22 protein-coding genes are annotated in these 26,972 nt (G+C 64.9%); 3 read left to right on the top strand and 19 right to left on the bottom strand.

The features are described from left to right. Position 1: 1 nt before the first annotated feature. Both ACPRTJ_RS04955 and ACPRTJ_RS04950 read right to left on the bottom strand, forming a co-directional pair. Entirely contained in the window at positions 2-430 is a 429-nt protein-coding gene (locus tag ACPRTJ_RS04955) for a DNA polymerase III subunit chi (protein WP_043862523.1), read from the bottom strand. 51 nt (positions 431-481) lie between these two features. Further along, positions 482-1,975 carry a leucyl aminopeptidase gene (locus ACPRTJ_RS04950; protein WP_054916377.1) on the bottom strand — a complete coding sequence of 498 codons (1,494 nt, stop codon included), beginning with the start codon at positions 1,973-1,975 and terminating at the stop codon, positions 482-484. 287 nt (positions 1,976-2,262) lie between these two features. Here ACPRTJ_RS04950 and lptF point away from each other — a divergent pair, with 287 nt between their 5' ends. Both lptF and lptG read left to right on the top strand, forming a co-directional pair. Next, positions 2,263-3,378, top strand: a complete 1,116-nt coding sequence (gene lptF, locus ACPRTJ_RS04945) for an LPS export ABC transporter permease LptF (RefSeq protein WP_043862434.1) — start codon at positions 2,263-2,265, stop codon at positions 3,376-3,378. Continuing rightward, positions 3,371-4,432: an LPS export ABC transporter permease LptG gene (lptG, locus tag ACPRTJ_RS04940; RefSeq protein ID WP_043862433.1), complete on the top strand. Its 1,062-nt coding sequence runs from the start codon at positions 3,371-3,373 to the stop codon at positions 4,430-4,432. Before lptF ends, lptG begins: the two co-directional genes overlap by 8 nt. Positions 4,433-4,515: 83 nt before the next feature. Here the strand turns inward: lptG and ACPRTJ_RS04935 are convergent, their stop codons facing one another. The 12 genes from ACPRTJ_RS04935 to arcD (ACPRTJ_RS04880) all read right to left on the bottom strand — a co-directional run bounded on the left by ACPRTJ_RS04935 (position 4,516) and on the right by arcD (ACPRTJ_RS04880) (position 18,651). Continuing rightward, entirely contained in the window at positions 4,516-5,004 is a 489-nt protein-coding gene (locus ACPRTJ_RS04935) for an RDD family protein (protein ID WP_043862432.1), read from the bottom strand. A gap of 97 nt (positions 5,005-5,101) precedes the next feature. Beyond that, the gene (locus tag ACPRTJ_RS04930) at positions 5,102-5,314 is read right to left on the bottom strand and encodes a cold-shock protein (RefSeq protein WP_003175786.1); all 213 of its coding nucleotides are present in this window, start codon (positions 5,312-5,314) and stop codon (positions 5,102-5,104) included. A gap of 340 nt (positions 5,315-5,654) precedes the next feature. After that, positions 5,655-6,779, bottom strand: a complete 1,125-nt coding sequence (gene gcvT / locus ACPRTJ_RS04925; protein ID WP_058541434.1) for a glycine cleavage system aminomethyltransferase GcvT — start codon at positions 6,777-6,779, stop codon at positions 5,655-5,657. Between the two features lie 29 nt (positions 6,780-6,808). After that, a complete protein-coding gene (locus ACPRTJ_RS04920) occupies positions 6,809-8,185 on the bottom strand; it encodes an L-serine ammonia-lyase (RefSeq protein WP_196933084.1) in 1,377 nt (458 codons plus the stop codon). A gap of 100 nt (positions 8,186-8,285) precedes the next feature. Continuing rightward, positions 8,286-11,141 carry an aminomethyl-transferring glycine dehydrogenase gene (gene gcvP / locus ACPRTJ_RS04915; protein WP_426428260.1) on the bottom strand — a complete coding sequence of 952 codons (2,856 nt, stop codon included), beginning with the start codon at positions 11,139-11,141 and terminating at the stop codon, positions 8,286-8,288. Positions 11,142-11,151: 10 nt separating this feature from the next. After that, a complete protein-coding gene (gene gcvH, locus ACPRTJ_RS04910) occupies positions 11,152-11,535 on the bottom strand; it encodes a glycine cleavage system protein GcvH (RefSeq protein WP_043862428.1) in 384 nt (127 codons plus the stop codon). 254 nt (positions 11,536-11,789) lie between these two features. Further along, positions 11,790-13,307, bottom strand: a complete 1,518-nt coding sequence (locus ACPRTJ_RS04905) for a sigma-54-dependent transcriptional regulator (protein WP_100633036.1) — start codon at positions 13,305-13,307, stop codon at positions 11,790-11,792. Between the two features lie 137 nt (positions 13,308-13,444). Continuing rightward, positions 13,445-13,804, bottom strand: a complete 360-nt coding sequence (locus tag ACPRTJ_RS04900; protein WP_043862426.1) for a DUF5064 family protein — start codon at positions 13,802-13,804, stop codon at positions 13,445-13,447. A gap of 54 nt (positions 13,805-13,858) precedes the next feature. Next, on the bottom strand, positions 13,859-14,788 hold the full coding sequence (arcC, locus tag ACPRTJ_RS04895) for a carbamate kinase (RefSeq protein WP_043862425.1): 930 nt from the start codon (positions 14,786-14,788) through the stop codon (positions 13,859-13,861). A 52-nt stretch (positions 14,789-14,840) separates the two neighbouring features. After that, the gene (locus ACPRTJ_RS04890) at positions 14,841-15,851 is read right to left on the bottom strand and encodes an ornithine carbamoyltransferase (protein ID WP_043862424.1); all 1,011 of its coding nucleotides are present in this window, start codon (positions 15,849-15,851) and stop codon (positions 14,841-14,843) included. A gap of 82 nt (positions 15,852-15,933) precedes the next feature. Beyond that, positions 15,934-17,190, bottom strand: a complete 1,257-nt coding sequence (gene arcA / locus ACPRTJ_RS04885) for an arginine deiminase (protein ID WP_043862423.1) — start codon at positions 17,188-17,190, stop codon at positions 15,934-15,936. A 33-nt stretch (positions 17,191-17,223) separates the two neighbouring features. After that, the gene (arcD, locus tag ACPRTJ_RS04880) at positions 17,224-18,651 is read right to left on the bottom strand and encodes an arginine-ornithine antiporter (RefSeq protein WP_054915088.1); all 1,428 of its coding nucleotides are present in this window, start codon (positions 18,649-18,651) and stop codon (positions 17,224-17,226) included. 441 nt (positions 18,652-19,092) lie between these two features. Between arcD (ACPRTJ_RS04880) and arcD (ACPRTJ_RS04875) the strand changes: the two genes are divergently transcribed. Then, the gene (gene arcD, locus ACPRTJ_RS04875) at positions 19,093-20,520 is read left to right on the top strand and encodes an arginine-ornithine antiporter (RefSeq protein WP_054915087.1); all 1,428 of its coding nucleotides are present in this window, start codon (positions 19,093-19,095) and stop codon (positions 20,518-20,520) included. A gap of 94 nt (positions 20,521-20,614) precedes the next feature. Here the strand turns inward: arcD (ACPRTJ_RS04875) and ACPRTJ_RS04870 are convergent, their stop codons facing one another. From ACPRTJ_RS04870 to ACPRTJ_RS04850, 5 genes are all read right to left on the bottom strand, one after another. After that, the gene (locus tag ACPRTJ_RS04870) at positions 20,615-21,973 is read right to left on the bottom strand and encodes a CoA transferase (protein WP_043860377.1); all 1,359 of its coding nucleotides are present in this window, start codon (positions 21,971-21,973) and stop codon (positions 20,615-20,617) included. Positions 21,974-22,008: 35 nt separating this feature from the next. Beyond that, positions 22,009-22,422, bottom strand: coding sequence for a YbaN family protein (locus ACPRTJ_RS04865; RefSeq protein ID WP_043860378.1), 414 nt, complete (start codon positions 22,420-22,422; stop codon positions 22,009-22,011). Between the two features lie 62 nt (positions 22,423-22,484). Next, entirely contained in the window at positions 22,485-23,093 is a 609-nt protein-coding gene (locus ACPRTJ_RS04860) for a biliverdin-producing heme oxygenase (RefSeq protein ID WP_043860379.1), read from the bottom strand. Between the two features lie 141 nt (positions 23,094-23,234). Further along, positions 23,235-25,838 (bottom strand): TonB-dependent receptor, encoded by a 2,604-nt coding sequence (locus tag ACPRTJ_RS04855; RefSeq protein WP_100633039.1) that lies wholly within the window; start codon positions 25,836-25,838, stop codon positions 23,235-23,237. A 119-nt stretch (positions 25,839-25,957) separates the two neighbouring features. After that, positions 25,958-26,917, bottom strand: a complete 960-nt coding sequence (locus tag ACPRTJ_RS04850) for a FecR family protein (protein ID WP_054915084.1) — start codon at positions 26,915-26,917, stop codon at positions 25,958-25,960. Positions 26,918-26,972: the final 55 nt, after the last annotated feature.

Below are 26,972 nucleotides of genomic sequence, written 5' to 3'. Positions count from 1 at the left end.
ATCAGAGTCGCTGTAAACGGTGGTCTTGCAGAGCATAGCCCTGTTCACGGTAGAAACGGAAACTCTCCCGCGCCGCCGCACGAATGGCCGGCTCCTCCACCACGATCTCGGCAATGCGGGCAAAGCGTGCGGCAAAACCGGGTACCTTCAGGTCGAGATTGACCAGCAGGTCCTGATGATCGCCCGGGTCGTCACCGACCCCCAGCGCCACCGCGCCGTGCGGGTCGTCTTCGAGCGCGCTGTGGGGTACGAAGGCCTCGCCCTTGAACGCCCACAGCCGCGCATCCAGCTCGTCGCGCTGGGCCGCATCGCTGCAGTTGAGGTACACGCGGTGCCCAAGGCGCCAGGCCTTTTCGCACAGCTTGCAGGCGAAATCCAGCCGCGCGGCAGGCGCGGGGCTGGGCAGGATATAGAAGTCGACTTTGCTCATGGTGGGGTGGCCCACCGGCTACGCCTTGCAGCGCGGCCGGTGGACGGCGCCTCAGGCGTTGGCGCGGTCGAGCAGGTATTGGGTCAGCAGCGGTACCGGGCGGCCAGTGGCGCCCTTGTCCTTGCCGCCGCTGGTCCAGGCCGTGCCGGCGATGTCCAGGTGGGCCCAGTGGTAGGCCTTGGCAAAGCGCGACAGGAAGCAGCCGGCGGTGATGCTGCCCGCCTTCGGGCCGCCGATGTTGGCGATGTCGGCGAACGGGCTGTCGAGCTGCTCCTGGTATTCGTCGAACAGCGGCAGTTGCCAGGCGCGGTCGTCGGCACGCTTGCCGGCGTCCAGCAGTTGGCCGATCAGTTCGTCGTCGTTGCCCATCAGGCCCGAGGTATGGCTGCCCAGGGCGACGATGCAGGCGCCGGTCAGGGTGGCGATGTCGATCACCGCCTGCGGCTTGAAGCGCTCCACATAGGTCAGTGCGTCGCACAGCACCAGGCGGCCTTCGGCGTCGGTGTTGAGGATTTCGACGGTCTGCCCGCTCATGGTGGTGACGATGTCGCCCGGACGGCTGGCGCCACCGCTGGGCATGTTCTCGGCACAGGCCAGTACACACACCAGGTTGATCGGCAGCTTGAGTTCGAGCACGGCACGCAGGGTGCCGAACACGCTGGCTGCACCGCCCATGTCGTACTTCATTTCATCCATGCCGGCACCGGGCTTGAGGCTGATGCCGCCGGTGTCGAAGGTGATGCCCTTGCCCACCAGTACGTAAGGCTTCTCGCTCTTCTTGGCGGCGCCCTGGTAGCTGAGCACGATCAGGCGTGGCGGCTGATCGCTGCCCTGGCCCACGGCGTAGAACGCGCCCATGCCCAGGTCCTTGATCTTCTTCTCGTCCAGCACCTCGACCTTGAGGCCCTTGAACTCCTTGCCCAGCGCCTTGGCCTGTTCGGCCAGATAGCTTGGGTGGCAGATGTTCGGCGGCAGGTTGCCCAGGTCGCGGGTGAAGCCCATGCCGTTGGCGATCGCGGTGGCGTGCTTGACGGCGCGCTCCACCTCGGCCAGGCCGGCCTTGTCGCTGAGCAGGGTGATCTTCTTCAGGGCGATCGGCTCGGCCTTCTTGCTCTTGTAATGATCGAATACATATTGACCATCGAGCAGGCTCTCGGCCAGCAGGCGTACCTTGCCGTAGTTGGCATCGCGGCCGGTCACGGCAACGTCGTCCAGTGCCAGCACCGCATCGCTGCCAGCCAGGCCCTTGAGCACGTTGAGCACGCTGCCCGCCAGCTTGCGCCAGGCGCGGTCGGCAAGGGCGTCCTTGCCGGTCCCCACCAGCAATACGCGCTCGGCCTTGACCCCGGCCAGGCCTTGCAGCAGCAGGGTCTGGCCGACCTTGCCGGCCAGGTCGCCGCGCTTGAGCACTGCGCTCAGGGCGCCGTTGCTGGCGTCGTCCACGGCCTTGGCGGTAGCGCCCAGTGTGCGGCCTTCACCCACGCTCAGTACCAGGGTGGCGGTTTTCAAGGATGCTGCGGCTACGCTTTTTACAACCAATTCCATGTCAGGGTCCCCGAATGAACTGTCAGTGCGCGCTGGCGGTGCAGGCGCTCGAAGCGGCCTGGCGCGCCGTGGCGGGCCAGTCAGAAAGCGCCCAGTTTGAGCCTGCGGCGGGCGCGCTGACAACCCCGAGATGAAGCTTTGCACGGCGCCAAGTGACAGGCACGGCCATTCACAGGATAATGCGCGCACTTTTGTCCGGGTTCGCCTTTGGCGGGCGGGCGACTATCTTGGTTGCAACGTTTTCCCTTGTTCGGCTGTCCGAGCCTGACAACCCAGGAGTGTCTGGTTTGATCGTCTTCCGTTATCTGTCCCGCGAGGTCCTGGTGACCTTGAGTGCCGTCAGCGCTGTGCTGCTGGTCATCATCATGAGCGGGCGCTTCATCAAATACCTGGCCCAGGCGGCCCAGGGCATGCTCGATCCGGGCGTACTGTTCCTGATCATGGGCTACCGCCTGCCGGGCTTTCTGCAACTGATCCTGCCGCTGGGCCTGTTTCTGGGCATCCTGCTGGCCTACGGCCGGCTGTACCTGGAAAGCGAGATGACCGTGCTCTCGGCAACCGGCATGAGCCAGCAGCGCCTGCTGGGCATGACCCTGATGCCGGCTGCACTGATCGCGGTGCTGGTAGCCTGGCTGAGCCTGAGCCTGGCGCCCCAGGGCGTGACCCAGGTATCGCAGATCATCAACCAGCAGGATGCGCTGACCGAGTTCGACACCCTGGTGCCGGGCCGCTTCCAGAACCTGCGCGACGGTTCGCGGGTCACCTACACCGAGCAGCTGTCGGATGACCGTTCAAAGCTGGCCGGCGTGTTCATTTCGGAAAAGCGACTGTCCCAGGACAAGAGCAAGGACCGTGGCATCTCCGTGCTGGTGGCCGAAAAGGGCCGTCAGGAAGTGCAGGCCGACGGCAACCGCTACCTGATCCTTGAAAACGGCTACCGCTACGACGGCAACCCGGGCCAGGCCGATTACCGCGCCATCAAGTACGACACCTACGGTGTGCTGCTGCCCAAGCCGGAGGTCAGCCAGGAAGTCACCGAGCGCGAGGCCATCCCGACGTCCGAACTGATCGGCAGTACCGGGCTGCGCGAGCGTGCCGAACTGCAGTGGCGCCTGTCGCTGCCGCTGCTGGTGTTCATCGTGACCCTGATGGCGGTGCCGCTGTCGCGGGTCAACCCGCGCCAGGGCCGTTTCCTCAAGCTGCTGCCGGCGATCCTTCTGTATATGGCTTACCTGACGATTCTGATTGCCGCCCGCGGCGCCCTGGAGAAAGGCAAGTTGCCGATCGGCCTGGGGCTGTGGCCGGTGCATGGGCTGTTCCTGCTGATCGGCCTGGGCCTGATGTTCTGGGAACCGCTGCGCCTCAAGCGCGCCAGCCGTCGTGCGGAGGTGGCCCGTGGCTAAACTCGATCGCTACATCGGCCAGAGCGTGTTCATGGCCATCCTCGCCGTGCTGGGGATCATCCTCGGCCTGGCGTCGCTGTTCGCCTTCATCGACGAGATGGGCGACATCAGCGATACCTACACCTTGTGGGACGCGGGCAACTACGTGCTGCTGACCGCGCCACGGCGCTTGTACGACATGCTGCCGATGGCCGCGCTGATCGGCTGCCTGATCGGCCTGGGCAGCCTGGCCAGCAGCAGCGAACTGACCATCATGCGCGCTGCCGGCGTGTCCATCGGGCGCATCGTGTGGGCGGTCATGAAGCCGATGCTGGTACTGATGCTGATCGGCGTGCTGATGGGCGAGTACCTGGCACCCGTGACCGAGAACAAGGCCCAGGCCGACCGTTCGCTGGCGCAGGGTGGCGGTGAGGCGCAAAGCTCCAAGCGCGGCCTGTGGCACCGCCAGGGCGAGGAGTTCGTGCACATCAACACCGTGCAGCCCAATGGGCTGTTGCTGGGCGTGACGCGTTATCGCTTCGACAACGAGCGTCACATGCAGACCTCCAGCTTTGCGCGCAGGGCGCAATACACCCAGGGCCACTGGGAACTGACCGACGTGACCACCACGCACTTCCGTGGGGACCACACCGAAGTCATCCACAATGCCGAGGAGCGCTGGGACGTCGCCCTGACCCCCGAGCTGCTCAGCACCGTGGTACTGGCGCCCGAGTCGCTGTCGATCAGCGGGCTGTGGGACTACATTCACTACCTCTCCGACCAGGGCCTGAACAACGCGCGCTACTGGCTGGCGTTCTGGACCAAGGTGCTGCAACCGGTGGTCACGGCGGCGCTGGTACTGATGGCGGTGTCGTTCATCTTCGGCCCGCTGCGTTCGGTGACGCTGGGCCAGCGGGTGTTCACCGGGGTGCTGGTGGGCTTCGTGTTCCGCATCGCCCAGGACCTGCTGGGCCCTTCGAGCCAGGTGTTCGGCTTCCCGCCGCTGCTGGCGGTGGTGATCCCGGCGGCAATCTGTGCGCTGGCGGGGGTGTGGTTGCTACGCAGGGCGGGGTAGCGATTACCCTGGCCAACAAAAAGCCGACCTCAGGGTCGGCTTTTTCATTGGTTGCCTATGCCGGCGAACGGTGCGCTGCGGTTCTACTTCTTGCGCTTGGGAATCCGCACCAGCTGGGTTTCCGAGTACATGTCATGCCAGGCGCGTTTTTTCTTGTCCACCAGCGACCACAGAAACCCCAGGCCCAGGCACAGCCACGACGCAATCGACACTACAAAGCGCAGCAGTGCCTGCCACAGGCTGATGGCACTGCCGTCGGCATTCTGCACGCGGATGCCCCATACCTGCATGCCAAGGGTCTGGCCGCCGTGGGTCCAGAACTTGGCGAAGAAGCCGAACAGCATGAACAGCAGAACGGTCGACAGCAAGGGATCGCCATCCAGCGCCCCCGCCTCGGTCAGGGCGCGCATGCGCGTCTCGCCGATGATCGCCATCTGCACCATCTTGTACACCAGCGTGGTTACCATCAGCAGGGCGGTGCACAACAGGAAGTCATAGAACATCGCGGCCAGGCGACGGCCCAGGCCGACCACGGGGAACTCGCCCTGTGGTTGAAGAAGTTGCTTGGGCATGCGCTCAGGCTCCGGGTGACAAAGCGCCCATTCTACGGAATTGCGCGCACAAAAAAGCCCCTGCTGTTGCCAGCAGGGGCTCTTTCGTTGATGAAGATCAGGCTTCGGCTTGAACTTCGTCGGCTTGCATGCCTTTTTGGCCCTGCACAGCAACGAAGGTCACTTTCTGGCCTTCTTTCAGGCTCTTGAAGCCGTTGCCCTGAATAGCGCGGAAGTGTACGAACAGATCCGGACCGCTTTCTGGAGTGATGAAACCAAAACCTTTCTCGTCGTTAAACCACTTGACGGTACCGCTCTGACGTTGGGACATTGTCTTATTTCCTTTGAAACTTAGAATTAGTAACAGTTTCTTTCATTGAAAGAGTACTGGGCTGGGTTGCAGGAAAGTAAGAGACGTCGAACGGGTTGTAGCAAAACTCGGCGCTACTGCCCAGGTCACGAACCATAGCGACCCATGCAAACACAGTGCAGTGAATCTACACTCATTTCGATTGCAAAAACAAGTCCCGCAGAGCGCCGCACCACGGGGCCTGGCGGGAAATTTCCGGGGCTGTTTGCGGGCCGTTGTCGGGCGTGTTCGAAAGTTGTAAAACGCGTTCGAAAACGAATATCCCGAACGCGCCATGACACCTTGTTTCAATTGCGCTGTATCAGCCGCGATAGTAGCGCTGGGCAACGAACGGCATCTTGCTGACTTTCATCGCCACCCGTTTGCCGCGCACGATGGCCCACAGCGGTGTATCGAGCGCTGCATGGGCCTGGTCCACATATCCCATCGCCACTGGCGCGCCCAGCGTGGGCCCGAAGCCTCCGCTGCAGATGCTGCCGACCACCGTGCCGGCCTCATCGACGATCTCGGCCCCTTCGCGCACCGGGGTACGCTCCTGCGGCAGCAGGCCGACGCGCTTGCGCGCCACGCCGCTGTGCTGCTGGGCGAAGATCGCAGCAGCGCCGGGGAAGCCTCCCGCCCGCGAGCCATCGGCACGGCGTACCTTGGAGATGGCCCACAGCAGGCTTGCCTCGATCGGCGTGGTGTCGGCATTCATGTCATGCCCGTACAGGCACAGGCCGGCTTCCAGGCGCAGCGAGTCGCGCGCGCCCAGGCCGATGGCGGCCACTTCCGGCTCGGCCAGCAGGTGGCGGGCCAGGGCCTCGGCGCTGGCGCTGGGCACACTGATCTCGAAGCCGTCTTCGCCGGTGTAGCCCGAACGGCTCACGTAGCAGTCCACGCCCAGCAACACCACGGGCTTGAACTGCATGAAGGTCATGTCCGCCACCTCGGGGGCCAGGCGCTGCAGTACCTTGACTGCCGCCGGGCCCTGCAGGGCCAGCAGGGCGCGCTCTTCGAACAGCGGCTGCACCTGGCACAGCGTGCCGATGTGCTGGCGCAGGTGGGCCAGGTCCTGGTCCTTGCAGGCGGCGTTGACCACCAGGAACAGTTCGTCGTTGCCCAGGTTGGCCACCATCAGGTCATCGAGGATGCCGCCCTGTTCGTTGGTGAACATCGCGTAGCGCTGCATGCCCACCGGCAAATCGATGATGTCGACCGGCACCAGGGTTTCCAGGGCCTTGGCGGCATCGGCGCCCACCAGGCGGATCTGGCCCATGTGCGACACGTCGAACAGGCCGGCCTGTTCGCGGGTGTGCAGGTGCTCCTTGAGCACCCCCAGCGGGTACTGCACGGGCATGTCGTAGCCGGCGAACGGCACCATGCGCGCGCCCAGTTCCAGATGCAGGGCATGAAGCGGTGTTTGCAGCAGTGTGTCGGTGGACATTGATGACTCCTTCTAGAGGCTTGAGGTTGTCAGCACTCGATGATGTTGACGGCCAGACCGCCGCGGGCGGTCTCCTTGTATTTGCTTTTCATGTCGGCGCCGGTCTGGCGCATGGTGCGGATCACCTTGTCGAGCGAGACGAAGTGCTGCCCGTCGCCGCGCAAGGCCATGCGCACTGCGTTGATCGCCTTGACCGAGCCCATGGCATTGCGTTCGATGCAGGGCACCTGGACCAGCCCGCCAATCGGGTCGCAGGTCAGGCCCAGGTTGTGTTCCATGCCGATTTCGGCGGCGTTCTCGACCTGTTGCACGCTGCCGCCCAGCACCTCGCACAGGGCCCCGGCTGCCATCGAACAGGCCACCCCGACCTCACCCTGGCAGCCCACTTCGGCCCCCGAGATCGAGGCGTTTTCCTTGTACAGGATGCCGATGGCAGCGGCGGTGAGCAGAAAGCGCACCACGCCGTCTTCGCTGGCACCCCCGATGAAGCGCATGTAGTAGTGCAGCACCGCCGGCACGATGCCGGCAGCGCCATTGGTGGGTGCGGTGACCACTCGACCGCCGGAGGCGTTTTCTTCGTTGACCGCCAGGGCATAGAGGTTGACCCAGTCGAGTACCGACAGCGCATCGCGCAGGCTCGCCTCGGGGTTGGCGCACAGCTGGCGGTGCAGGGCAGCAGCGCGGCGCTTGACCTTGAGCCCGCCGGGCAGAATGCCCTCGTTGCGACAGCCGGCGGCCACGCAGCCCTGCATCACTTGCCAGATGTGCAGCAGGCCGCTGCGGGTCTCGGCCTCGGGGCGCCAGGCCGATTCGTTGGCCAGCATCACCTGGCTGATGCTCAGGTGATGCGTGGTGCAGTGGTCAAGCAGTTCCCGGGCCGTCTTGAACGGGTAGGGCAGTGTGGTGCTGTCCTCGACGATACGATCGGCCCCCGCAGCGCCTTCGTCGACCACGAAACCACCGCCCACCGAGTAGTACTCGCGGCTGCGTACCTGCAGGCCGGCGGCGTCGAAGGCACGAAAGATCATGCCGTTGGGGTGAAAGGCCAGCGGCTTGCGGATCATCGCCAGGTGCTGTTTTTCGTTGAATTCGATGGCGTGCTCGCCCAGCAGGTAGAGCTGCCCGCTGCTGCGGATCGCCTGCAGGCGCGCTGCGATGGTGTCGGTGTCGACGCTGTCGGGGTGTTCGCCCTCAAGCCCCAGCAGCACCGCCTTGTCGCTGCCGTGGCCTTTGCCGGTGGCGCCGAGCGAGCCGTACAGCTCGACCTTGACGCTGGCGGTACTGGCCAGCAGGTCGTCGCGGCGCAGGCCCTCGGCAAAACGCGCGGCTGCGCGCATCGGCCCGACGGTATGGGAGCTGGAGGGGCCGATGCCGATCTTGAACAGGTCGAAGACGCTGAGTGACATGGTCGTACCCTCGTGCAGGTTGAAAAGCTTCGCCGGCAAGGCCGGCCCCTACAGATGCGCGCGGGCTCTGCAGGAGCCGGCCTTGCCGGCGAAGAGGCCCTCAGGCGTCCTGATAGCTTTCGATCGACGGGCAGGCGCAGATCAGGTTGCGGTCGCCGAACACGTTGTCGACACGCCCCACGGGTGGCCAGTACTTGGCCTCCTCCAGCGATGGCAGCGGGTACACCGCCTGCTGGCGGCTATAGCCGTGGGGCCATTCGCCGGCCAGCTCGGCCGCGGTGTGCGGGGCGTTCTTCAGCGGGTTGTCGTCCTTGTCCAGGCTGCCGTTCTCCACTGCGCGAATCTCTTCGCGAATACAGATCATGGCGTTGCAGAAGCGGTCCAGTTCCTCCTTGGCCTCGCTCTCGGTCGGCTCGATCATCAACGTGCCGGCCACCGGGAACGACATGGTCGGGGCATGGAAGCCGAAGTCGATCAGGCGCTTGGCCACGTCGTCGACGCTGATGCCGCTGCTGTCCTTGAGCGGGCGCAGGTCCAGGATGCACTCGTGCGCCACCAGGCCATTGCCGCCGGTGTACAACACAGGATAGTGCTCTTCCAGGCGGCGGGCGATGTAGTTGGCATTCAGGATCGCCATCTGCGACGCACGCTTGAGCCCGGCGCCGCCCATCATGCGGATGTACATCCAGGTGATCGGCAGGATGCTGGCACTGCCGAACGGCGCTGCGCATACCGCGCCCTGGGGGTTGTGCAGGTGCGCATGGCCCGGCAGGAACGGCGCCAGGTGCGCCTTGACGCCGATCGGGCCGACGCCCGGGCCGCCACCGCCGTGGGGGATGCAGAAGGTCTTGTGCAGGTTCAGGTGGGACACGTCGCCGCCGAACTTGCCCGGGGCGCACAGGCCGACCATCGCGTTCATGTTGGCGCCGTCGATGTACACCTGGCCGCCGTTGTCGTGGATGATCGCGCAGATCTCGCCGATGGCCTCCTCGAACACACCGTGGGTGGACGGGTAGGTGATCATCAGCGCGGCCAACTGGTCGCGGTGCTCGATGGCCTTGGCGCGCAGGTCGTCGATGTCGACGTTGCCACGGGCATCGCACGCAGTGACCACCACGCGCATGCCGGCCATGTGTGCGGTGGCCGGGTTGGTGCCGTGGGCCGACGAGGGAATCAGGCAGATATCGCGGCGGGCATCGCCCCGGCTCTGGTGGTAGGCGCGGATCGCCAGCAGGCCGGCGTACTCGCCCTGCGAACCGGCGTTGGGCTGCAACGACACGGCGTCATAGCCAGTGGCGGCGCACAGCATGGCCTCCAGCTCGTCGGTCAGTTGCTGGTAGCCCTGGCTCTGCTCGGCGGGGGCAAAGGGGTGCAGGTTGCCGAACTCGGCCCAGGTCACCGGGATCATTTCGCTGGCGGCGTTGAGCTTCATGGTGCACGAGCCCAGCGGGATCATGGTGCGGTCCAGCGCCAGGTCCTTGTCGGCCAGCTTGCGCAGGTAGCGCATCAGTTCGGTTTCGCTGTGGTAGCGGTTGAACACCGGGTGTTCGAGGATGGCCGACTGGCGCAGCAGGGCGGCCGGCAGTCGTGCTGGCGTGGCAGCGGCCAGCGCGGCGAAGTCCGGTACGGCCTGGCCATTGGCGAACAGCTGCCACAGGGCCTCGACATCGGCCTGGGTGCTGGTTTCGTCCAGCGACAGGCCCAGGTGGTCGGCATCGATCTGGCGCAGGTTGAGCTGGCGGGCGCGCGCCTGTTCATGCAGCGCGGCAGTCGCGCCGCCGGTGGCCAGGGTCAGGGTGTCGAAGAACGCGGCGTTCTGAACGTTCACGCCCAGTGCCTTGAGGCCGCTGGCCAGGATCGCGGTCAGCTGGTGGGTGCGCTGGGCGATCTGCTTGAGGCCCTGCGGGCCGTGGTACACGGCGTACATGCTGGCGATGTTGGCCAGCAGTACCTGGGCGGTGCAGATGTTGCTGGTGGCCTTCTCGCGGCGGATGTGCTGCTCGCGGGTCTGCATGGCCAGGCGCAGGGCGGTCTTGCCGAAGCGGTCGATGGACACGCCGACCAGGCGCCCTGGCATGTCGCGCTTGAACGCATCGCGGGTGGAGAAGTACGCCGCATGCGGGCCGCCGAAGCCCAGCGGCACGCCGAAGCGCTGGGCGCTGCCGATGGCCACGTCGGCGCCGAACTCACCCGGCGGGGTCAGCAGGGTCAGCGCCAGCAGGTCGGCGGCTACCGCCACCAGCGCGTTGGCGGCGTGCAGGCGCTCCACCAGTTCGCGGTAGTCGAACACCTCGCCGTTGCTGGCCGGGTACTGCAGCAGGGCGCCGAAGAAGGCGCTCACGTCGCCCAGCTCGCGCTCGTCGCCCACCACCACCTCGATGCCCAGCGGCTCGGCACGGGTGCGCAGCACGTCGAGGGTCTGCGGGTGGCAATGCACCGAGGCGAAGAAGGCGTGGCTGCCCTTGTTCTTGCTCAGGCGCTTGCAGAAGGTCATGGCTTCGGCGGCGGCCGTGGCTTCGTCGAGCAGGGAGGCGTTGGCGATCGGCAAGCCGGTGAGGTCGCTGATCAGGGTCTGGAAGTTCAACAGCGCTTCCAGGCGGCCCTGGGAAATCTCGGGCTGATAGGGGGTATAGGCGGTGTACCAGGCCGGGTTTTCCAGCAGGTTGCGCAGGATCGGTGCCGGGGTGTGGGTGTTGTAGTAGCCCTGGCCTATGAAGCTCTTGAACAGCTGGTTCTTGCTGGCGATGGCCTTGAGCGAGGCCAGGGCATCGGCTTCGCTCTGCCCGTCACCGAGCTCGAGCACGCTGGTGCCTTTGATGCTGTCGGGGATCACGGCGGCGCTCATGGCCTCCAGCGAGTCGAAGCCCAGGGTGGCGAGCATGGCCTGCTCGTCGGTGTCGCGCGGGCCGATATGACGGGCGATGAACTGATTGGCGGTGCCGAGGTTGATGGTCATGGTGATTTCCTCAGGCGTCGGCGTTGGCTTTGATCAGACGGTCGTAGGCGTCCTGGTCGAGCAGTTGCGCGACGGCGCCGGCATCGGCCGGGATGAAGCGGAAGAACCAGCCTTCGCCCAGCGGGTCTTCGTTGACCAGCTCGGGGCTGTCCTGCAGCTGTTCGTTGACTGCCACCACTTCACCGGTCAGCGGCATGTACACGCCGCTGGCGGCTTTGACCGATTCGACGGTGGAGGCTTCGGCCCCGGCTTCGTAGGTTTGCAGTTCCGGCAGTTGCACATAGACCACGTCACCCAGCGCGTTCTGGGCAAAGGCGGTGATCCCGACCGTGACGCTGCCGTCGGCTTCGGCGCGCAGCCATTCGTGATCTTCGGTAAAACGCAACTCGCTCATGGGAACTCCTCAGGGGTGCGGTAGGGCTCACCATCAGGCCAGCCCGGAACTGACATCTCCTTAGCAAGTTCGTGGCCATTTATAAAAAATGCTTACAAATCAATTAGTTATGTATTTGTCGGCGCTGCTCGTTATGCAGGTCGTAGCGAAATCGCTACACCTGTCGAGTATTGAAAAAGCGCAGAGGGATCAAAACCTTGCATTACAGTGGCAAACGGGCGATGTAGCGAAATCGATACGGTGTATCGAATTCGCTACGGAAGGGTTTCCTTTCCGGGAATGCCATACTTGCGCAGCCGATGCGCAATAGCCGTGTGCGAAGTCTGCAAGCGACTGGCCAACTGGCGGGTGGAGGGGTAGGTGACGTAGAGCTTTTCCAGCAGGCCACGCTCGAAGTTCTCCACGGCCTGCTCCAGGCTGGCCACTTCACCATCGCTTTGGCGCGCCACCGAGGTGCCGGCAATGTCCAGGTCACCAATATCCACCAGGCTGCTCTCGCAGATGGCCGCAGCGCGAAAGATCACGTTCTGCAACTGGCGCACGTTGCCCGGCCAGCGGTTGCCCAGCAACGCCGGGTAGGTGCCCGGCGCCAGCCGGCACAGCGGACGCTGGATCTGCGTGCAGGCCTGGCGCATGAAGGCACGCGCCAGCATCAGGATGTCCTGGCCACGCTCGCGCAGCGGCGGCACTTCCAGATTGAGCACGTTCAGGCGGTAGAACAGGTCTTCGCGAAAACTGCCTTCGGCAACCATCTTTTCCAGGTCGCGGTGGGTGGCGCTGAGGATGCGCACGTTGACCTTGACCTCGCGATCACCGCCCACGCGGCGAAAGCTGCCATCGCTCAGAAACCGCAGCAGCTTGGCCTGAAGGTAAGGCGACATCTCGCCGATTTCATCGAGAAACACGGTGCCCTGGTTGGCCAGCTCCATCAGCCCCGGCTTGCCGCCGCGTTGCGCGCCGGTGAAGGCACCGGGGGCGTAGCCGAACAGCTCGCTCTCGGCCAGGTTCTCCGGCAGCGCCGCACAGTTCAGTGCCAGGAAGGGTGCGTTGTGGCGGCTGCTGATGGCGTGGCAGGCACGGGCTACAAGTTCCTTGCCGGTGCCGGTCTCGCCGTGGATCAGCAGCGGCGCATCCAGCGCCGCCACACGCAGGGCGCGGGCCTTGAGGGTACGGATGGGCGGCGAGTCGCCGAGCAGCGCGTCGAAGCCTTCGGCATGGTCGTGGTGCAGGGCCGACAGGCGTTCGCCGATGCGGTTGGCCTGGTACAGCGTCAGCAGGGCGCCGGCGTTGGTGATCGGGGTGGCGTCGAGCAGCAGGGTCTGGCCGTTGAGGGTGACTTCGCGCAGGGGCAGGTGGAAACCCTGTTCGATCAGCGCATCGAGCAGTTGCGGGTCGCCGAACAGCTCACCCACCGAGCGGCCCTCCGGGTCCTGGCCGCACAGGGCGATCAATGCGGGGTTGGCCAGCAGCACATGGCCGGCGCTGTCCAGGGCCAGGACCGGGTCGCTCATGGCGGCGAGCAGGGCATCGAGCTGCAGGTGGCGGCGCTGGCCGGGGAGGATGTCGACCACTTTCACGCTTTGCACGCCGTGCACGTTGAACAGCGCGTCATGCAGCTCTTCGAGCACGTCGGGGCTCAGGGTCGGGGCGTCGATGTAGACGTTGGGCGGCACCATCTCCACGGCGTCCAGGTTGAGGTGGCGGGCACCGAGCAGGGCCAGCACTTCCTGGGTGATGCCGACGCGGTCGATGAAGCTGACGTGGATACGCATGGGGGATGTTCTGGCTTGCCGGGATGGCAAGTATGCCCTGCGACCGCTGCGCGGTCGAATCGCGGGTCAAGCCCGCTCCCACAGGCGCAGGTGATTTTTGTGGGAGCGGGCTTGACCCGCGATGAGGTCGTGGTGGGCTAGCCCAGGTGCTCGGGCTTGACCGGGTCGCCCGATTTCACATCGAGCTGTGCGCGCACATCCTCGAACATCATGTCGTAGATCTTGTGCAGCGAGCTGATGCTGGCGGTTTTGGGCATGCCGTACTTCTGCGCGATGATCGAGGCCTGCCGCGCGAAGTCGAAGGCCTGGTCCTTGGGCATGAAGAAGGTTTCGTCCATCGGCTTGTCCTCGATGGTGCCATGCATGCGAAAACTCATGCCTTTGCCTTCCTTGGGATCCTGCTCAACCTTGTAGTCGATGCACAGGTTGTAGCTGTAATCGGCCTTGTTCAGCGCATGGCGCTCGATGTGCAGATGACCGGGTTCGAATATGGCCATGGCGGCTCCTCTGGAAGGTTGAAACGGGCGGACCTGCAGATCCGCCCAACTGCATCAACGGTAGTCGATACCCGGCTTGGACGTACTCACCCGAGTGCCGGCAGTGCCCTTGACGATGTCTTCGATATCGGCCAGCGAGCCGATAACCGCTACTTTGCCGGTGTGCCGGGCAAAGTCGCAAGCGGCCTGCACCTTCGGCCCCATGGAGCCTGCGGCAAAGCCCAGGCGCTCCAGTTCGTCCGGGTGGGCCTGGGCGATGGCTTTCTGGGTCGGCTTGTTGAAGTCGACATACGCCGCGTTCACGTCCGTGGCAATCACCAGCAGGTCGGCGTCCAGCTGTTCGGCCAGCAGCGACGAGCACAGGTCCTTGTCGATCACCGCCTCGATGCCCTGCAGCTTGCCGTTCTCACCATACATGGTGGGGATGCCGCCACCCCCGGCACAGATCACGATACTGCTCTTTTCCAGCAGCCACTTGATCGGGCGGATCTCGAAGATGCGCTTGGGTTTGGGGCTGGCCACCACGCGGCGGAACTTGTCGCCGTCGGCCTTGACCACCCAGCCTTTTTCCTTGGCCAGGCGCTCGGCTTCTTCCTTGCCGTAGACCGGGCCGATGAACTTGGTCGGGTCCTTGAAGGCAGGGTCGTTGGCGTCCACTTCCACCTGGGTCAGCAGGGTGGCGAAGGGCACCTCGAAATCCAGCAGGTTGCCCAGCTCCTGTTCGATGATGTAGCCGATCATGCCTTCGGTTTCGGCACCGAGCACGTCCAGCGGGTAGGCTTCGTCGGGTTTGTAGGATTGCGCCTGCAGCGACAGCAGGCCGACCTGCGGGCCGTTGCCGTGGGCGATGACCAGTTCGTTGCCGGGGTGGATCTTGGCGATCTGTTCGGCGGCGATACGGATGTTGGCGCGCTGATTGTCGGCGGTCAGGGGCTCGCCGCGGCGCAGCAGGGCGTTGCCGCCCAATGCAACAACGATACGCATGATGATGTCCTTTCTAGGGTGCAGGAGCCGGCAGCGCCGGCTCCTGGCGGGGTTACAGGTCGGCCAGGGTCGACACCAGGATCGCCTTGATCGTGTGCATGCGGTTTTCCGCCTGCTCGAAGGCGATGCAGGCCGGCGACTCGAACACGTCATCGGTCACTTCGATGCCGTTGGCCAGGTGCGGGTACTGCTCGGCGATCTGCTTGCCGACCTTGGTGTCGGAGTTGTGGAACGCCGGCAGGCAGTGCATGAACTTGGTGCGTGGGTTGCCGGTGGCCTTCATCAGCTCGGCGTTGACTTGGTATGGCAGCAGTTGCTTGATGCGTTCGCCCCAGGCTTCGACCGGCTCGCCCATCGATACCCACACGTCGGTGTGGATGAAGTCCACGCCCTTGACCGCAGCTTTCGGGTCTTCGGTGAGGGTGATGCGGGCACCGCTTTCCTCTGCGTACTGTTTGCAGCGTGCCACCAGGTCGTCATGCGGCCACAGGGCCTTGGGCGCACAGATACGCACGTCCATGCCCAGCTTGGAGCCGACCAGCAGCAGCGAGTTGCCCATGTTGTTGCGCGCATCGCCCAGGTAGGCGTAGCTGATGTCGTGGATCGGCTTGTCGGCATGCTCGCGCATGGTCAGCACGTCGGCGATCATCTGGGTGGGGTGGTATTCGTCGGTGAGGCCGTTGAACACCGGTACGCCGGCGAACTTGGCCAGTTCCTCGACCACTTCCTGCTTGAAGCCACGGTACTCGATGGCATCGTACATGCGCCCGAGCACGCGGGCGGTGTCCTTCATGCTCTCCTTGTGGCCGATCTGCGAGGAGTTGGGGTCGATGTAGGTGACGTTGGCGCCCTGGTCATAGGCGGCCACTTCGAAGGCGCAACGGGTGCGGGTCGAGGTCTTCTCGAAAATCAGCGCAATGTTGTTGCCCTTGAGGTGCTGCTGCTCGGTGCCGGTGTACTTGGCACGCTTGAGGTCACGGGACAGGTCCAGCAGGTAGCGCAGCTCGCGCGGGGTGTGGTGTTCCAGGCTCAGCAGGCTGCGGTTGTGGATGTTGAACGCCATGATGTTGCTCCTGTTCTTTTAGAACGCAAAGGGCTGATCGGCCCGGCCGGCGCCTTGTGGGCGCGGCCGGACGATGGTCGTTTTAGTAGTCGATTGGGTCGCGCACGATCGGGCAGGTCATGCAGTGGCCGCCCCCACGTCCGCGGCCCAGTTCGCCGGCACTGATGGTGATGACCTCGACACCGGCCTTGCGCAGCAGGGTGTTGGTGTAGGTGTTGCGGTCGTAGCCGATGACCACGCCCGGCTCCACGGCCACCACGTTGTTGCCGTCGTCCCACTGCTCGCGTTCGGCGGCGAAGCTGTTGCCACCGGTTTCAACCACGCGCAGCTTGGGCAGCTTGAGGGCCTTGGCCACCACATCGAGGAAGCTGGCTTCTTCGCGGCGGATGTCGATGCCGCCCTGCTTGCTTTCGTCGGGTTGCAGGGTGAAGGCGACGATCTGGTTCACCACTTCGGGGAAGATCGTGACCAGGTCGCGGTCGCAGAAGCTGAACACGGTGTCCAGGTGCATCGCAGCGCGGGACTTCGGCAGCCCGGCCACGATCACGCGTTCCACGGCCTTGTTCTTGAACAGGTTCAGCGCCAGTTGGCCGATGGCCTGACGCGACGTGCGTTCGCCCATGCCGATCAGTACCACGCCGTTGCCGATAGGCATCACGTCGCCGCCTTCGAGGGTGGAGTTGCCGTGGTCCTTGTCCGGGTCGCCGTACCAGATCTCGAAATCGGCGTTGGTGAACTGCGGGTGGAACTTGTAGATGGCGGTGGTCAGCAGGGTCTCCTGGCGACGCGCCGGCCAGTACATCGGGTTCAGCGTCACGCCGCCGTAGATCCAGCAGGTGGTGTCGCGGGTGAACTGGGTGTTGGGCAGCGGCGGCAGGATGAAGCTGGAGTGGCCCAGGAAGTCGCGGAACATCTGGATGGTCTTGCCACCGAAGCTGTCGGGCAGGTCATCGGCCGAGACGCCGCCGATCAGGTACTCGGCGATGTGTCGCGGCTCCAGGCTGCGCAGCCAGGATTTCACTTCGTTGATCAGGCCCAGGCCCACCGAGTCGGCGGTGACCTTGCGCTCCAGAATCCAGTCCAGTGCTTCGGGCATCGCGACAATGTCGGTCAGCAGGTTGTGCATTTCCAGCACTTCGATGCCGCGCTCGCGCATCTTGGTCACGAAGTCGAAGTGGTCGCGCTTGGCCTGGGCGACCCAGAGTACGTCGTCGAACAGCAGTTCGTCGCAGTTGTTCGGGGTCAGGCGCTGGTGGGCCAGGCCTGGGGAGCAAACCATCACTTTGCGCAGTTTGCCGGCTTCGGAATGTACGCCGTACTTAGCTTTTTCCGTGGACATGGTTCATTTCCTCCAAGTTGCGAATACGGGGGGTTACAGAGTCAGGAAGCCGTCGTACAGGCCATAGGCCGCCACCAGGGCGCCAATGACTACGGCGGCGAAGATCAGCTTCTCCACGTTGGTAAAGATCGGTTGGCCCACCTCGCGCTTGGCCTTGGCGAACAGCACCACGCCAGGGGCATACAGCAGGGCCGAGAGCAGCAGGTACTTGACGCCACCGGCGTACAGCAGCCAGATGGCATAGAGCAGTGCGATACCGCCGATGATCAGGTCTTTCTTGCGTTCGGCCAGGGCCTGTTCATAGGTTTCGCTGCGCAGTGCCAGCAGGAACGCATAGGCCGCCGACCACAGGTAGGGCACCAGGATCATCGAGGTGGCGAGGTAGATCAGCGACAGGTAGGTACTGGCCGAGAACAGCGTGATGACCAGGAAGATCTGCACCATGGCGTTGGTCAGCCACAGGGCGTTGGCCGGCACGTGGTTGGCGTTCTCGCGGCGCAGGAACTCCGGCATGGTGTGGTCCTTGGCTGCGGCGAACATGATCTCGGCGCACAGCAGTACCCACGACAGCAGGGCCCCCAGCAGCGAGACGATCAGGCCGACGCTGATCAGCACCGCGCCCCAGTGACCGACCACGTGCTCGAGCACGGCGGCCATCGACGGGTTCTGCAGCTTGGCCAGTTCCGGTTGGGTCATGATGCCCAGCGACAGCACGTTCACCAGTACCAGGAACAACAGCACGGTGATGAAGCCGATCACGGTGGCCTTGCCCACGTCGGAGCGTTTTTCGGCGCGGGCCGAGAAGATGCTGGCGCCCTCGATGCCGATGAACACCCACACGGTGACCAGCATCATGTTGCGCACCTGGTTCATCACGCTGCCCAGGTCCGGGTTCATCGTGCCCCAGATGTCGGCGGTGAAGATGTCCAGCTTGAACGCGAACAGGGCAATCAGGATGAACAGCGCCAGTGGCACGACCTTGGCCACGGTGGTGACCAGGTTGATGAACGCTGCTTCCTTGATGCCGCGCAGCACCAGAAAGTGCACTGCCCACAGCAGGATCGAGGCACCGATGATCGCCGCCGGGGTGTTGCCTTCGCCGAAGATCGGGAAGAAGTAGCCCAGGGTGCTGAACAGCAGCACGAAGTAGCCCACGTTGCCCAGCCAGGCACTGATCCAGTAGCCCCAGGCGGACGAAAAGCCCATGTAGTCGCCAAAGCCGGCCTTGGCGTAGGCGTATACGCCGCCGTCCAGGTCAGGTTTGCGATTGGCCAGGGTCTGGAACACGAAGGCCAGGGTCAGCATGCCGATGGCGGTGATGCCCCAGCCGATCAGCACGGCGCCGACATCGGCGCTGGCGGCCATGTTCTGCGGCAGCGAGAAGATGCCGCCGCCGATCATGGAACCCACTACAAGTGCGACTAACGCACCCAGTCGTAGTTTTCCGGGAGTGTCTGACATTGGATAACTCCATTCCAGGAGAAGAGAGATGCCAGAATAAATCCAGCAAGCGTGACGAGAGCTGATTCAGGTCAGTTCATTGATACATTCCATTGTTGTTGAAGGACTTGAAGCGCTGCAGCCGGCGCCTCGCCGACACCCCGCAAGCCTTGTGCAATGGCACCTCCAGCCTTTTTCTAGAGCATTCGCTCTGAATGGCTGCGAGATTTGAAGCTAGTCGCTTTTACGGGTTTAGCAAATTTTTGACGAGAAAAGATCTTGTTTGCTTGATGAAGTAGATGGGGTACGCAAAACTCACTGTTTAGTTCGCCTCGGCATAGACGTACTAGTTATGAAGGTTATAGTTTTGAAGACAATCCACTATAAACGTCAGGGCTGTGCTTATATTTAGGCCTAGTGTGTAACAGCACCATGACAACGCGGGACGAAAAGGGGAACTGCATGTCCGAACCAGGACAGAAACTGCGCTTGGGTGCGCTCGTCGCGCTGGTGGTGGGCTCGATGATCGGTGGCGGTATCTTCTCGCTGCCGCAGAACATGGCCGCGCGGGCCGACGTCGGCGCCGTGCTGATCGGCTGGGGCATCACCGCCGTGGGCATGCTGGCGCTGGCGTTCGTGTTCCAGACCCTGGCCAACCGCAAGCCCGAGCTCGATTCGGGTGTATATGCCTATGCCAAGGCCGGGTTTGGCGAGTACATGGGCTTTTCGTCGGCCTGGGGCTACTGGATCAGCGCCTGGCTGGGCAACGTGGGCTACTTCGTGCTGCTGTTCAGCACCCTGGGCTTCTACTTTCCGGTGTTCGGGGAGGGCAACACGCCGATCGCCATCGCCTGCGCTTCGCTATTGCTGTGGGCGGTGCACTTTCTGGTACTGCGCGGCATCAAGGAGGCGGCGTTCATCAACCTGGTGACCACCGTGGCCAAGGTGGTGCCGCTGGTGATGTTCATCGTGATCGCGGCGGTGGCGTTTCGTGCCGATATCTTCACCCGCGACATCTGGGGGCTGAGCAACCCCAAGTTCGGCGGGGTGCTGGACCAGGTGCGCAACATGATGCTGGTGACCGTGTTCGTGTTCATCGGCATCGAGGGCGCCAGCGTGTATTCGGCCCGTGCCGAAAGGCGTTCGGACGTGGGCAAGGCCACGGTGATCGGCTTTCTCGGGGTGCTGGCGCTGCTGGTGCTGGTCAACGTGCTGTCGCTGGGGGTGATGACCCAGCCGGAGCTTGCCGGCTTGCAGAACCCGTCACTGGCCTCGGTGATGGAGCATATCGTCGGGCCCTGGGGCGGGCTGCTGATCAGCCTGGGGCTGGCGGTGTCGCTGCTGGGGGCGCTGCTGTCGTGGGCGTTGCTGTGTGCCGAGATCCTGTTCGCCACCGCCCGCGACAAGACCATGCCGCGGTTTCTGACCCGTGAGAATGCCAACCATGTGCCGGTCAATGCGCTGTGGATGACCAACTGCATGATCCAGCTGTTCCTGCTGATCACGCTGTTCTCTGCGGGCACCTACACCAGCCTGATCTACCTGGCGTCATCGATGATCCTGGTGCCGTACCTGTGGTCGGCGGCCTATGCGTTTCTGCTGGCACTGCGCGGGGAAACCTATGAGCGCCACCCCGGGGCGCGGCGCAAGGACCTGCTGGTGGCCGGGGTGGCGCTGGTGTATGCAATCTGGCTGCTTTACGCCGGGGGGCTGAAGTACCTGCTGCTGTCGGCGCTGCTGTACGCGCCGGGGGTGATCCTGTTCTACCGCGCCAAGCACGAGCAGGGGCAGCCGCTGTTCACCGGGTGGGAGAAGCTGATTTTCGCGGCGGTGCTGGTGGGGGCGGGGGTGGCGGCGTATGCGTTGTATGCGGGGTGGTTGACGCTTTAGAGCGGTGCCGAGGTGTTCGCCGGCAAGGCCGGCTCCTACAGGTTGGTGCGACCTTCTGTAGGAGCCGGCCTTGCCGGCGAAGAGCCTCTGGCGGTCACCAGCGAGGCTCGGCCGACCCCAGCTCGCAAGCCCCCCGCGCCCATACCAGCGGCGCGCCTTGCACCTGCAACGGCGCCTGCAGGCGCCTGGCCGGCCCCCACGGCGTCTGCTCCACGGCCGGGGCCAGGTCTGCCTCGGTTTCGCCGGCCAACGGCAAGTCCTCGATCACCGTGCCCTGGTCCACCAGCAGCTTGGCCGTGCGCGCCAGCGACAGACGCGCCGAGCCGCCACAGCCGCTGCGCAGCCGCTCATCCAGTGCACGGATCGCGGCAGCCGCCATCAGGTAGCCGGTGGCATGGTCCAGGGCCTGCACCGGCAACGGCACCGGCCGCTCGCCCTGACGCCAGCGCATGCCCTCGCGAGCGATCCCGCTGCTCATCTGCACCAGGCTGTCGAAGCCGCGACGATGCTGCCACGGGCCGCTCCAGCCATAGGCATTGAGGCTGACATCGATCAGCCCGGGGTTGAGCCTGCGCCGTTGTTCGGCGCCATAGCCGAGGCGCTCCAGCGCGTCGGCGCGGTAGCCGTGCAGGAGGATATCGGCACCTGCCAGCAGGCCTTCGAACACCGCGCGGTCCTCTGCAGCATGCAGGTCCAGGCGCGCGCAGCGCTTGCCCAAGGTCACCTCGGCCACCACCGAGGGCTCCTCCCAGCCCGGCGGATCGATGCGCAACACGTCGGCACCGAACCCCGCCAGCAGGCGGCTGGCAACGGGCCCGGCAAGAATGCGCGTCAGGTCCAGCACGCGTACCCCCTTGAGCGGCTGCGCCGCGGTGCCGGTCCAGCCCTTGAGTTCGCCAGCCGGCCCAGCCTTGCGATCGATCAGCGGCTCGGCATTGACCGCCATGCCCTGCGGGTGCGCCGACCATTGCTGCCAGCTGCGCATCTGCGCGGCACATCCGCCCGCAGCCACCACGGCAGTTTCCAGCGCCTCTGCCTCCCACTCGACAACCCGCCGGGCCATCTGATCGCGGTCGTGTACCGCTCCCAGCACCCGTTCGGCAGCGGCGCGGTGATGCGCGGCATTGGTGTGCAGGCGGATCCAGCCATCGCGGGTCGGGTAATCGCCTGCCACGGCGTCCCACAGCGGCGGCAGGCTCCAGCCCTGGGGGCGAATGCTGGTGGCGAACCACAGGGAGCTCAGACGTCGGTCCACCTGCACCCCGGGGCGCGTGCCGGTCTGGCCGGCGAGCAGGTCGGCGATGGCCAGGCCCGTGGCGGCAATGCTGGCACTGGCCAGTTCGGTGACTTCGAAGGTCGATGGCAGGGCTCCTGCAGTGTGCAGGTGCAGGTGCTCAAGCGCATCCTGGGCTAACCCCAGGGCGCTGACGATGCTGTTGAGAACATGACTCATGGTTGGCCCTCCCGTTGGTGGGCCATTGCAGACCATCAGGGCTGATTGGTCAAATGCGGGGCGGCAGGCACGCGCTCGGGGCGCGACCAGATCCACAGGTTGCCCAGGGCCATGCCGCCGATGGCGAGCCCTACCGGCCAGCGCAGGCCGATGAACACCAGCATCAGGCCGGCGCACAGCAGCATGCTGAGCGTGGCGCTGACCTTGGCCCGGCGCTGAATCACCTTGCCGTTGCGCCAGTTGTGCAGGATCGGCCCGAACAACCGGTGGTTTTCCAACCAGGCGCTCAGGCGCGGCGAGCTGCGCGTGGCAGCCCAGGCCGCGAGCAGGATGAACTCGGTGGTCGGCAGGCCGGGGATCACGATGGCCACCAGGCCGATGCCCAGGCTTACATAGGCAAGCAGGCCGAACAGCACGCGGGACAGCTTGGAGGTGGATGGGCGGGTCATGGGGTCCATTGACTGCACAGGTGAGGGCCGGCTGCCAGCGCGGCTGGCCGGCCCGGCACGCATCAGGCCAGCTCGGCCTTGGGCGCGGTGGCGTAGGCGTGTTTGAGCAACTCGGTAAAACGTTCGAACGCAGCCACGGCGCCTTGTTCAGCGGCCGCTTCTTCTTCGGCGCTGAGCTCCAGGCCATCGAGGATGCGGGTGAACTGCTTCCAGCCCTCGGCGCGACCACCGGCCGGCTCGCCCAGGTGACGGGCACCGAAGCTGTCCGACAGGCCCAGGCCGACGGCGCGCTTGATCAGGAACGCGGCGCCGAGTTTGGAGCCTTCGGAGACGAATATCCAGCCCATGGCGGCGCCCAGGCTCGGGTTGTGCACGGCGCCGGGGAAGGCGGCCGGTACTGCGGTGTCGAGGTCGGCGAGGTCGAGGCGGGCCTGTTCGGCGCGGCAGCGCTCGGCCAGGTCGGGCACGATGGCGATCAGTTGCGGGTCGTTGTACAGCGCCTGGAGTTCGGACTGGAACAGGTACTGGGCGACCACGAAACGGGCGAAGCTTTCGCGGGTGTCGAAGGGGGCATGGGACTTGACCAGCGCATCGAGCTCGCTGTGCGGCGCATGGGTGAGCTGGTTGAGGCGCTGCGAGCGCAGGGCAGGGCGTTCGGCGGTTGCGGTCATGGGGCATCCTTGGGAAATGGTGAGCGGGTGACTAGACGTTAGTAACTAGACGAATGAGGGGCGTGGAAATAGTAAAAAAGGTTGCGGGCCATTCGCCGGCAGGCCAGCTCCCTGTGGGAGCCGGCCTTGCCGGCGTAGCGTCTAGATATCCCACACCAGGTTGATGGCGAAGTTGCGCCCCGGTGCGGTCAGGCGGTCCAGATTGGCCGGCTGGGTAACCGCCGCTTCACCCAGGCCATCCTTGCCCACGGTGGCGTAGCTGCGCACGTCATCCCATTGCCAGTACTTCTTGTCGGCAAGGTTGTACACCCCGGCATTGATGGTGATGTCGTCTGTAACCTTGTAGAACCCGCTCAGATCCAGCGTGCCGTAGCCCGGGGTGCGGAAGCGGCCGCTGCTGCCGTCGGGGGCGAAGAAGTTGGTGTCATCGACGCGGTTCTTGCGCTTGACCACGGTCCAACTGAGCAGGGTGCCGTAGTCGCGTTGTTCGTAGCCCAGGCCGAACACCCCGGTCAGCGGGTTGACGCTGTTGAGCGGTTGGCCGGTGTCGTCGTTGCGGCCATTGGCATAGGCCAGGGAGGTCTGAGCATACAGGCCCTCTGGCGCGCCAAAAGGCGCCAGGCTCAGGCGGCCCTTGAACTCGACGCCCTTGATGGTCGCGTGCTTGATGTTGTTGGCGGCGAAGGTGTTGCCCAGGTCGGACGACTGCACGGCGTCTTCGTTGATGAAGTCGCGGTACTTGTTATAGAACACCGCCACATCGAAGTGCCCCGCATCGAAGTTGCCGCGCAGGCCGGTTTCGTAGCTTTTGCTCTTTTCCGGCTCCAGGTTCGGGTTCGGCTCCACGGTATACCCGCCTGCCAGGTTCACGAAGCGACCATACAGCGACTTGGCCGTCGGCGTGCGGAAGCCTTCAGCGTATTGCCCGTACCAGGTGTAGTTGTCGTTGAAGGCGTAGGTCACACCCAGCTTGGGCGAGACGCGGTGCCATTTCTTCTCGGCGTCATTGACGCTGTTGGCGCTGCCCAGTGCACCGAGGTACTCGTCGGTCATGTCGGGCTTGAGGCGGGTGTAGTCATAGCGTGCACCCGGCAGGAAAGTCCAGTCGTTCCAGCGGATCTCGTCCTGGGCGAACAGGCTGTATGTGTTGATGGTCGGGTCCGGGAAGTCGCTGACCTTGACCTGGGCGTCCACAGGGCTGGCATCGCCAACGGCGCGGCAGGTACCGCCCACATTCAGACAGGTTGCCGTGCCGCTGCGCGAACCGGTGACCTTCTGCTGCTTGAGCGTGGTGCCGTAGGTCAGCAGGTGTTCGGTATCGCCAAGGCTGAAGGCTTTGTCGAGCTGGGCGTCGAGTACCCACTGACGGTCCTGGTAGAGGGTCTGGCGATCACGGAACACCTCGCGCCCTCTGGCCGCATACACCTCTTCGGTGCGCTGGTCGGTCTTGCCGATCTGGTAGTTCAGGCTCCACTTCATGTTGTCGGCCAGTAGGCTGCCCAGGGCAAATTCGTGGTTGATGGCAAATCGCTCGCGGGTGACGGTGTCGTTGCCGGTACGTACGCGGTAGGAGTTGGAGGCACCAAAGCCGGGAATGAACGGCCCACCCACTGCGCTCAGTTGGTTGGTATCGCGATCATCCTTGTAGCGCTCGTAGGTCAGGCCCAGCCGCGCGTCGTCGGCGTAGTTCCAGCCCAGCTTGGCCAGCACGTTTGTGGTGCGCGCATCCTGCGGGTTGGCCTCGGTGCGCGCCAGGCCATCGCCGCTGTGGCTGCCGTAGGACTCGGTCTCGTGGCCGTTGCGCTGGCTCAGGTGCAGCAGGCCGTCGAAATCGCCCTCGCGCCCGGCCACGGTGGCCGAGGTCAGCCAGCTCTCGTCGGCCGAGCTGTAGCCGGCCTTGAGGCGTGCACCCACGTCCTTGCCCGGCTTGATGATGTCGTCCGGGTCGAGGGTGAAGTAGCTGACCGCGCCGCCGATGGCGTTGCTGCCGTACAGCACCGAGGCCGGGCCGCGCAGGATCTCCACGCGCTTGACGATCTCGGGGTCGACGTAGTTGCGCTGGGTCTGGGCGTAGGGGCCGTAGAAGTAGCTGTCGGGGATCGACACGCCATCGATCTGGGTCAGTACGCGCTCGCCATCGATGCCGCGGATGTTGTAGCCGTTGAGGCCGCTGCGCTGGCCGACGCCGCTGACCGAGACACCTGGCTCGTAGCGCACCAGGTCCTTGATGGTGTTGACGTTGCTGCGGTCCAGCTGCTCGCGGGTCTGCACGCTCACCGTGCTTGGCACCTGGTTCACGTCCTGCGCGGTACGGGTGGCGCTGACGGTCACCTGCTGCAGGGTGATGGCGTTGGAGGCGGCGCGCTCGATCACCACATTGCCGGCACTGAGCTTGCGGTAGTTCAGCTGGGTGCCGGCGAGCATCTGGCGCAGGGCCTGCTCGGGCGGCATCGAGCCGCGCACGCCTGGCGAGGCGACACCTTCGGCCAGCTCGGCGGACAACCCCACCTGCCAGCCGGTGACGGCGGTAAACGCGTTGAGCGCCGACACCAGCGGCTGCTGGGCAATGGCGAAGCGGTAGTCACCCATGCGCGGGTTGGCTGCCTGGGCGGGCTCGGCGGCCAGCGCCGGCAGGCTGCAGACGCCGCCGGCCAGCATGGCCAGGGTCAGCAGCGACAGCGTGCAACGTTGCAGGCCCGCTGTGCGGGTGGAGACGGTAGACCGGCGAGTGAAACCTCTGGACATCGAAAGCGCTCCCTGTCGCGCGAATGTTATAGGTGCGGCCGATTCAAAAATAAGAATCAGTTGCATTGGCTATAACGAGACGTGTGACCACGGGGCATCGCGTAAAAAAAGATTCCGATTCAGTTCAGAATCACCAGCGCCGGGTACTCCTGCAGGCGTGCGGAGGTGATGTGGGCCAGCGAGCGCACCGCTTCGAGGGGTTGGTCGAGGCGGTAGTTGCCGGTGACGGCGACGTTCTGCAGGCGCTCGCTGGTGTTGATGATCCAGCCCGGGTAGTAGCGCCCCAACTCGGCCAGCACCTGGCTCAGGGGGCAGTTCTCGAACACCAGCCGGCCCTCGATCCAGGCCAGGTCCTTTTGCCCGTCCAGGCGCTCGCGCTGGCTGAAACCGTTGGGGCCGAGGCTGATGCTGTCGCCGGCCGACAGGCGGATGCGCTGGTCGCTGTTGCCCAGCAGGTCGACGTCGCCGCGCTGCACCCGCACCTGTGCCTGGCCGTCGAGGTAGCGCACGGCGAAATCGGTGTCGCGCACGCTGGCGCGCAACGGCCCGGCGCGCAGCTCGAAGGGCTGCTGCCCGCCGGGGACCTGGAAGTAGGCTTCGCCCTGGTACAGCCGGGCGATGCGCTGGCGGTCGTTGATGTTGCTGGAGAACGCCGAATTGGTATTGAGCAGTACCTTGGAGCCGTCCTGCAGTTCCAGGCGCTGGCGCTCGCCGACCACGGTCAGGTGATCGGCCTGCAGGCGCATGGGCAGGTTGCCGACCGTGAACACACCCACCAGCAGCACCGCGGCGGTGGCCAGCGGCTTCCAGTGCGGGCGCAGGCGGGCCAGGCGTGAGGGGCGCTGACGTTGCTGCAGCTGCAGCGCGGCGGCGCGCACGCTGTCGCCGTGCCACAGGGCTTCGGCCTGCACGTAGGCCGGGGCATTGGCCGGGTCGGCCTCGAGCCAGGCCTCGAAGGCCCGGGTGTCTTCGGGCGTGGCGCATTGCAGGCGTATCAGCCAGTCCAGCGCCTGGTCCATGGCGCTGTCGCAGGCAGCCGGGTCTGGCGGCGCAGGGCGGTCAGGGGCACTGTCGGTCACGGAGGGTCCTTGGCATGCTTGTGTATCAGGTAATGATCAAGTGTATCGGCATGTG

Source organism: Pseudomonas palmensis (assembly GCF_049942755.1).
In the GTDB taxonomy this organism is placed as follows: Bacteria; Pseudomonadota; Gammaproteobacteria; order Pseudomonadales; family Pseudomonadaceae; genus Aquipseudomonas; species Aquipseudomonas palmensis.
This window is presented reverse-complemented; position numbering and strand designations above follow the sequence as displayed.

Coding starts and splice junctions, on each gene's coding strand:
- ACPRTJ_RS04955 (WP_043862523.1), bottom strand. CDS start 430: ATGAGCAAAGTCGACTTCTATATCCTGCCCAGCCCCGCGCCTGCCGCG.
- ACPRTJ_RS04950 (WP_054916377.1), bottom strand. CDS start 1,975: ATGGAATTGGTTGTAAAAAGCGTAGCCGCAGCATCCTTGAAAACCGCC.
- ACPRTJ_RS04935 (WP_043862432.1), bottom strand. CDS start 5,004: ATGCCCAAGCAACTTCTTCAACCACAGGGCGAGTTCCCCGTGGTCGGC.
- ACPRTJ_RS04930 (WP_003175786.1), bottom strand. CDS start 5,314: ATGTCCCAACGTCAGAGCGGTACCGTCAAGTGGTTTAACGACGAGAAA.
- gcvT (WP_058541434.1), bottom strand. CDS start 6,779: ATGTCCACCGACACACTGCTGCAAACACCGCTTCATGCCCTGCATCTG.
- ACPRTJ_RS04920 (WP_196933084.1), bottom strand. CDS start 8,185: ATGTCACTCAGCGTCTTCGACCTGTTCAAGATCGGCATCGGCCCCTCC.
- gcvP (WP_426428260.1), bottom strand. CDS start 11,141: ATGACCATCAACCTCGGCACCGCCAATCAGTTCATCGCCCGTCATATC.
- gcvH (WP_043862428.1), bottom strand. CDS start 11,535: ATGAGCGAGTTGCGTTTTACCGAAGATCACGAATGGCTGCGCGCCGAA.
- ACPRTJ_RS04905 (WP_100633036.1), bottom strand. CDS start 13,307: ATGCGTATCCACGTCAGCTTCATCGACCGCGTCGGCATCACCCAGGAA.
- ACPRTJ_RS04900 (WP_043862426.1), bottom strand. CDS start 13,804: ATGGCCATATTCGAACCCGGTCATCTGCACATCGAGCGCCATGCGCTG.
- arcC (WP_043862425.1), bottom strand. CDS start 14,788: ATGCGTATCGTTGTTGCATTGGGCGGCAACGCCCTGCTGCGCCGCGGC.
- ACPRTJ_RS04890 (WP_043862424.1), bottom strand. CDS start 15,851: ATGGCGTTCAACATCCACAACCGCAGCCTGCTGAGCCTGGAACACCAC.
- arcA (WP_043862423.1), bottom strand. CDS start 17,190: ATGTCCACGGAAAAAGCTAAGTACGGCGTACATTCCGAAGCCGGCAAA.
- arcD (WP_054915088.1), bottom strand. CDS start 18,651: ATGTCAGACACTCCCGGAAAACTACGACTGGGTGCGTTAGTCGCACTT.
- arcD (WP_054915087.1), top strand. CDS start 19,093: ATGTCCGAACCAGGACAGAAACTGCGCTTGGGTGCGCTCGTCGCGCTG.
- ACPRTJ_RS04870 (WP_043860377.1), bottom strand. CDS start 21,973: ATGAGTCATGTTCTCAACAGCATCGTCAGCGCCCTGGGGTTAGCCCAG.
- ACPRTJ_RS04865 (WP_043860378.1), bottom strand. CDS start 22,422: ATGACCCGCCCATCCACCTCCAAGCTGTCCCGCGTGCTGTTCGGCCTG.
- ACPRTJ_RS04860 (WP_043860379.1), bottom strand. CDS start 23,093: ATGACCGCAACCGCCGAACGCCCTGCCCTGCGCTCGCAGCGCCTCAAC.
- ACPRTJ_RS04855 (WP_100633039.1), bottom strand. CDS start 25,838: ATGTCCAGAGGTTTCACTCGCCGGTCTACCGTCTCCACCCGCACAGCG.